Here is a 6,935-nt window from a genome sequence, read left to right as displayed (position 1 = left end):
TTGATGCCAGCGCTTAACTCAATAAAAACATTTTTGCGTGATATAGCTAACATTTCGGCAGGAAAAAAATCACATATCCACAGTATTTGTCAGGTTATGGCGGCGGCTTATCAGGGTAAACTAACGCCAATTGATGACGAGGTAATGAGAGACCCATGGAAACCTTCGAGTGTATTAACGTCCTGCAGGCTAACGAGCATCTGGCACAGGGAGCGCAACTGGTAGACATCCGCGATCCGCAAAGCTTCGCCATGGGCCACGCCACCGGTGCCCAACATCTGACCAATGACAACCTGGCGACGTTCATTGCCGGCGCCCGGCACGACCAGCCGGTGCTGGTGATGTGCTATCACGGCAACAGCAGTAAAGGCGCGGCGCAGTTCCTGTTAAGCCAGGGCTTTAGCGACGTCTACAGCATCGACGGCGGTTTTGATGCCTGGCGCGCGGCGTTTCCGACGCAGGTCGCCATCGGCAGCCTCTGATTGACCGATTAAAGGAAGGAGAGCACCGCATGATGCGCATCACCCAGTTTAACCAGCCGCGTATGGCGCAGGCGTTTGTCGATTACATGGCGACGCGCGGCGTCACGCTGCGTATTGAGCGCGAAAGCCACTATGTCATTGTGCTGGATGACGACAGCAAGCTGGAGATGGTCGAAAACGAACTCGCGCAGTTCGTGCGCGATCCCAACCATCCACGCTATCAGGCGGCGAGCTGGCACAGCGGTACCACCGACAGCGGTCTGCGTTATGAGCGTGGCAATATCTGGGCAAACATTCGCGAACGCGCGGGCCCGCTCACGCTGACCATGATGATCGCCTGCGTGGCGGTGTTTATCCTGATGCAGATCGTCGGCGACGATGTGGTGCTCGGCTGGCTGGCCTGGCCGGCAGATTCATCACAATATTTTGAGGTGTGGCGCTGGTTCAGCCACGCGCTGCTGCACTTCTCGCTGCTGCACATTCTGTTCAACCTGATGTGGTGGTGGTATCTCGGTGGTGCGGTAGAGAAGCGCCTCGGCAGCGGCAAGCTGTTCGTTATCATGCTGATTTCAGCGCTGCTGAGCGGCTGGATGCAGGCGAAGTTCAGCGGCGTGCTGTTTGGCGGGCTGTCCGGCGTGGTCTATGCGCTGATGGGCTACTGCTGGCTGCGCGGCGAGCGTGATCCCGAAAGTGGCATTTATCTCGAGCGCGGCCTGATTGGCTTCGCTATTGTATGGCTGGTGATTGGCTGGTACGGCGCCTTTGGCCTGTCGATCGCGAACGCTGCGCACGTCACCGGTTTGCTGGTGGGGCTGGCAATGGCGTTCGTTGATACGCGCAAACGCGCACGTCGCTAGTAGCAGGATAAAAAGAACACGGCCTTGAGCCGAGGAGAGAGATGTGAAGCAGACGCAACGTCATGACGCCATTATCGATCTGGTCCGGCGTCAGGGGTATGTCAGTACGGAAGAGCTGGTGGATCACTTTGAGGTCAGCCCGCAGACTATCCGGCGCGATCTGAACGATCTGGCCGATCAAAACAAAATTCAGCGTCATCACGGCGGCGCAGCGCTGCCTTCCAGCTCAGAAAACACCGCGTGGCAGGATCGCAAAATGATGTGGTCGGCGGAAAAAGCACGCATCGCCGAGCGCGTGGCGAGCCAGATCCCGGACGGCGCCACGCTGTTTATTGATATCGGCACCACGCCGGAAGCGGTGGCGCATGCGCTGCTCAACCACAACAATCTGCGTATCGTCACCAACAACCTCAACGTGGCGATTTTGCTGATGGGCAAGCCGGATTTCCGCGTGATCATCGCCGGCGGTGAAGTGCGCACGCGCGACGGCGGGATTATGGGGGAAGCCACGCTCGATTTTATCTCTCAGTTCCGGCTCGATTACGGCATTCTCGGCATCAGCGGTATTGATATGGACGGTTCGCTGCTGGAGTTCGACTATCACGAAGTGCGCACCAAACGCGCTATTATCGAGAACTCGCGCTGCGTGATGCTGGTGGTGGATCACTCGAAGTTTGGCCGTAACGCCATGGTTAACCTTGGCAACATGAGCCTGATTGATTATCTGTATACCGATCAAACCCCGCCATTAAGCGTACTGAAGGTGATTGAACAGCACGAAGTGCATCTGGAGCTGTGCTGATTTCCCAGGTGCGCATCAATGCGCACCCTGTGATGCAGCAGGCCATGCTTACCAAACCGCACCCTTAGTGCATTGTGCCGTATTGTAGGGTCGCCATTGATGGCGACCAGGCCGCAGCGGCACGCCTTTTTTCACTGCATCTTCATTTCCCTGTCGCTTTTTTCAGCGTCCCCGGCTTAACTTACTCTTTCAGATTTGCGCTTGCCCGTGTTTACCGTTTCGGATGCAAAGGGATGCACTATGTCGCCGCTAAAATTCAATAAAACCCGCTTTGACGCCGCGCTGACCCGCCAGTGGCAGCAGCTCGGACTGACTTCCGCCCGGCAGATGACGCCGCATCAGTGGTGGCAGGCGCTCAGCCGGGCGCTGATGGAACTGCTCGCCGCACAGCCGCCTGTGCCGCCGAAAAGCGCTCAGCGCCACGTTAATTATCTCTCGATGGAGTTTCTGCCCGGCCGGCTGACCGGTAATAACCTGCTCAATCTCGGCTGGTATAACGAGGTGGCTGCCGCGCTGGCAGAGCACCAGGTTGAGCTGAATGAACTGCTGGAGGAGGAGGTCGATCCGGCGCTGGGCAACGGCGGACTGGGACGGCTCGCGGCCTGCTACATGGATGCGATGGCGACGGTCGGCCAGCCGGCGATGGGGCACGGCCTCAACTATCAGTACGGCCTGTTTCGTCAGTCGTTTGTGGCCGGACAGCAGCACGAAGCGCCGGATGACTGGCAGCGCGATCGCTATCCGTGGTTCCGCCACAACGCCGCGCTGGATGTGCCGGTGGGGCTGGGCGGTAAGGTCAAAAAGCGCGACGATGGCAGCGTCGAATGGCGTCCGGCGCAGCAGCTGATCGGCCAGGCCTGGGATCTGCCGGTAATCGGCTATCGCAACGGCATCACACTGCCGCTGCGCCTGTGGCAAGCCACTAGTGCGCAGCCGTTTGACCTGACGCTGTTTAACGATGGCAAATTCCTGCAGGCGGAGCAGCCCGGCATTGAAGCTGATAAGCTGACCAAAGTGCTCTATCCCAATGACAACCATGCGCCAGGTAAACGTCTGCGGCTGATGCAGCAGTATTTCCAGTGCGCCTGCGCGGTGAGCGACATACTGCGTCGTCACCGACTGGCGGGCCGTGCGCTGCATACGCTGCCGGATTTCGAAGTGATTCAGCTCAACGATACCCATCCCACCATCGCTATTCCGGAGCTGCTGCGTCTGCTGCAGGATGAGCATGGCCTGAGTTGGGACGACGCCTGGCACATTACCAGCCGCACCTTTGCCTATACCAACCATACGCTGATGCCGGAGGCGCTGGAGCGCTGGCCGGCGAGCCTGCTGCGCGAACTGCTGCCGCGCCATCTGCAAATCATCAAACAGATCAATCGCCAGCTGAAGCAGCAGGTCAAACAGCGCTGGCCGAATGATAGCGCTCTCTGGCACAAGCTGGCGGTGGTGAGCGACGGCGAAGTGCGCATGGCCAATCTGTGCGTGGTGAGCTGTTTCGCCGTCAACGGTGTGGCAGCGCTGCACTCGCAGCTGGTGGTTAACGATCTGTTCCCGGAATATCACCAGCTGTGGCCGCACAAGTTTCATAACGTCACCAACGGCATTACGCCGCGCCGCTGGCTGAAGCAGTGCAACCCCCTGCTGTCCGCGCTGATTGACGCCAGCCTGCAGGTGGAGTGGGCCAACGATCTCGACGCGCTGGAATGGCTGGCGCCGCTGGCGAAGAAGAAAAGTTTTCGCCAGCAGTTCCGCACCATCAAGCAGCAAAACAAACTGCGGCTGACGGTGTACATCAAACGCGTGACCGGCATCGATATCAATCCTGAAGCGCTGTTTGATGTGCAGATCAAGCGCCTGCATGAATACAAACGCCAGCATCTCAGTCTGTTGCACATCCTGCACTGCTATCGCCAGCTGCGCGATAACCCGGACAATCCCGACTTCGTGCCGCGCGTCTTTCTGTTTGGCGCCAAGGCGGCGCCCGGCTATTTGCTGGCAAAAAACATCATCTGTGCCATCAATAAAGTCGCGGAGGTGATCAACAACGACCCGCTGGTGGGCGATCGTCTGAAGGTGGTGTTTGTGCCGGATTACCGGATTACCGCCGCCGAGCTGATGATTCCGGCAGCCGATCTCTCGGAGCAGATCTCCACGGCCGGTTACGAAGCCTCCGGTACCGGCAACATGAAGCTGGCGCTCAACGGCGCGCTGACCATTGGCACGCTGGACGGGGCTAACGTGGAGATTGCCGAGGCGGTCGGTGAGAAAAATATCTTTATCTTCGGCAACACGGTGGATGAGGTAAAAGCACTGAAGGCCGACGGTTACAGTCCGAAGAAACTGCGCAAGCACGATCGCTATCTCGACGGTTTGCTGAAGGAGCTGGAAAAGGGCAAATTCAGCGACGGCGACCGGCAGGTATTTGCGCCGCTGCTGGAGAGCCTGAGCAAACAGGGCGATCCGTGGCTGGTGCTGGCCGATTTCGCCGCTTATATCGCGGCGCAGCAGCGCGTCGAAGCGCTGTGGCGCGATCCGGAAGCGTGGACCAAAGCGGCGATTCTCAACACGGCGCATACCGGCCGCTTCAGTGCCGATCGTTCGATTCGCGATTATCAACAGCGTATCTGGCAGGCGGCGCGCTGAGCCGCCGGAAAATGACGCTGCATGCGTAATGTGCGCACGGCAACGAAGGAGACAACATGGCCATGAAGAAACTGGATCAGGCTGCACGGGATGCCGGTATCGCACTGAGTTTTATCAACAATAAAGGTGAGTCACAGACCATCAGCGACGACACCAAACGCGCGCTGATGGCGCTGATGGACGCCCCGACGGGCAGCGCGCCACCGCTGCCGCCGGTGCTGGTGTTAACGCCGCCCGGACTGCCTGAACTGACGCCGCAGGGCAGCGACGACTACCGCTGGCAGCTGGTGAGCGAGCAGGGGCAGCACTATGACGGCACGCTGAGCGCGGGAGAAAGCCTGGCGCTGCCGGCAGAACTGCCCGAGGGCTACCATCAGCTCACGCTGAGCACTTCACGCCAGCAGTGGCAGACGCGCATTATCATCGCACCGGCGCGCTGTTATCTGCCGCCAGCGCTGGCGCAGGGGGAGAAGCGCTGGGGCGCGCTGGTGCAGCTCTATACGCTGCGCTCGGCGCGTAACTGGGGCATCGGCGACTTTGGCGATCTGATGCAGATGCTGGAGCAGGTCGCCGCTCACGGCGGAGATTTCATCGGTCTCAACCCGCTGCATGCGCTCTATCCGGCGCAGCCGGATCACGTCAGCCCGTACAGCCCGAGCTCGCGCCGCTGGCTCAACGTGCTGTACATCGACATCAATCAAATCGACGAATTCACCCAAAGTGACGCCGCCCAGCGCTGGTGGCACAGCGCGCCAACGCGCAAAGCGCTAAAACAGGCGCGCAGCGCAGCGTTTGTCGATTATCGCGCGGTGACGACGCTCAAGCTGACTGCGCTGCGTTTTGCCTGGCAGCACGCACAGCCGCAGCTGACCCGGCAGCCGGCGTTTCAGCAGTTTCTGGCTGAAGGCGGCGATGCGCTGCGTTATCAGGCGGCGTTTGACGCCATCGTAGCGGCGCGCAGCCAGCAGCATCCCGATGAGTGGGGCTGGGAAAAGTGGCCGTCAGGCTGGCAGCAGGCGCAGCAGCCGGAGGTGCAGCAATGGTGCGCGCAGCATGAGGACGACATTCTGTTCTGGAGCTGGCTGCAGTGGCTGGCGCAGCAGCAGTTCGCCGCCTGCTGGCAGCGTAGCCAGCAGCTGGGGATGGCGGTCGGGTTATATCGCGATTTGGCGGTTGGCGTGGCACAGCACAGCGCGGAAACCTGGCAGGATCCGCAGCTGTATAAGCTGGGCGCGTCGGTGGGCGCACCGCCGGATCCGCTTGGCCCGCTCGGGCAGAACTGGGCGCTGCCGCCGCTCGATCCACATGTACTGCGCGCGCGGGGCTATCAGCCGTTTATCGATCTGCTGCGCGCCAATATGCGCGATTGCGGGGCGCTGCGCATCGATCACGTTATGGCGCTACTGCGTTTGTGGTGGATTCCCTATGGCGAAAGTGCCGATAAAGGCGCGTATGTCGCCTATCCGGTGCACGACCTGCTGGCGATCCTTGCGCTGGAGAGTCAGCGTCAGCGCTGCATGGTGATCGGTGAAGATCTCGGCACCGTGCCGCAGGAGATCGTCAGCCTGCTGCGCGACCGCGGCATTTTTTCGTGGAAGGTGCTGATGTTCGAGTGCGGGGAGGACGGGCAGTTCCGGCCACCGGCAGCCTATCCGCGCCAGTCGATTGCCAGCGCCAGTACCCATGATTTGCCGACGCTGAGCGGATTCTGGCATGCCGCCGATCTGCAGTTGCGCGAGCAGCTGGGGCTGTTTACTAAACGCAGCATGCTGAAGGCGGCCATCGCCGAACGCGATGGGCAGAGAAAAGCGCTGCTGAAGGCGATGAGCGAGGCGCAAGCCATTGATGCGCGCAGCAAAAACCGCGACGGCCAGCGTCTGACGCCTGCGCTGAATCAGGGCGTGCACCGCTTTCTGGCGTACACCGACAGCGCCCTGCTGGGGCTGCAGCCGGAGGACTGGCTGGGAATGGAGACGCCGGTCAACGTGCCGGGCACGGTAGCCGAATACCCCAACTGGCGGCGCAAACTGCGCGTACCATTGGAGAAGTTGTTTAGTTACCGGAAAGTGCAGCAGCTGCTGGCGATCGTCAATGAAGGGCGTAAGAAGCCGTAAAACACGCGGCAGCCGGGGTGGCTGCCGCATCTTC

Annotated in this window: 5 protein-coding genes; all 5 read left to right on the top strand. The window is 60.3% G+C overall.

Annotated elements, in window-relative coordinates; genetic code table 11:
* The first annotated feature begins 155 nt into the window (after positions 1–155).
* Entirely contained in the window at positions 156–482 is a 327-nt protein-coding gene (gene glpE, locus QMM04_RS02680; protein WP_058759320.1) for a thiosulfate sulfurtransferase GlpE, read from the top strand.
* Positions 483–514: 32 nt separating this feature from the next.
* Positions 515–1,339, top strand: a complete 825-nt coding sequence (gene glpG / locus QMM04_RS02675; protein ID WP_282995591.1) for a rhomboid family intramembrane serine protease GlpG — start codon at positions 515–517, stop codon at positions 1,337–1,339.
* Positions 1,340–1,382: 43 nt separating this feature from the next.
* The gene (locus QMM04_RS02670) at positions 1,383–2,141 is read left to right on the top strand and encodes a DeoR/GlpR family transcriptional regulator (RefSeq protein WP_058759319.1); all 759 of its coding nucleotides are present in this window, start codon (positions 1,383–1,385) and stop codon (positions 2,139–2,141) included.
* Positions 2,142–2,381: 240 nt separating this feature from the next.
* Positions 2,382–4,787, top strand: a complete 2,406-nt coding sequence (gene malP / locus QMM04_RS02665) for a maltodextrin phosphorylase (RefSeq protein WP_282995590.1) — start codon at positions 2,382–2,384, stop codon at positions 4,785–4,787.
* A 56-nt stretch (positions 4,788–4,843) separates the two neighbouring features.
* Positions 4,844–6,901: a 4-alpha-glucanotransferase gene (malQ, locus tag QMM04_RS02660; RefSeq protein WP_282995589.1), complete on the top strand. Its 2,058-nt coding sequence runs from the start codon at positions 4,844–4,846 to the stop codon at positions 6,899–6,901.
* Positions 6,902–6,935: the final 34 nt, after the last annotated feature.

The organism is Pantoea sp. Pa-EAmG, from assembly GCF_030024295.1.
Taxonomy (GTDB): Bacteria; Pseudomonadota; Gammaproteobacteria; order Enterobacterales; family Enterobacteriaceae; genus Pantoea; species Pantoea dispersa.
This window is presented reverse-complemented; position numbering and strand designations above follow the sequence as displayed.

Coding starts and splice junctions, on each gene's coding strand:
- malP (WP_282995590.1), top strand. CDS start 2,382: ATGTCGCCGCTAAAATTCAATAAAACCCGCTTTGACGCCGCGCTGACC.
- glpG (WP_282995591.1), top strand. CDS start 515: ATGCGCATCACCCAGTTTAACCAGCCGCGTATGGCGCAGGCGTTTGTC.
- glpE (WP_058759320.1), top strand. CDS start 156: ATGGAAACCTTCGAGTGTATTAACGTCCTGCAGGCTAACGAGCATCTG.
- malQ (WP_282995589.1), top strand. CDS start 4,844: ATGGCCATGAAGAAACTGGATCAGGCTGCACGGGATGCCGGTATCGCA.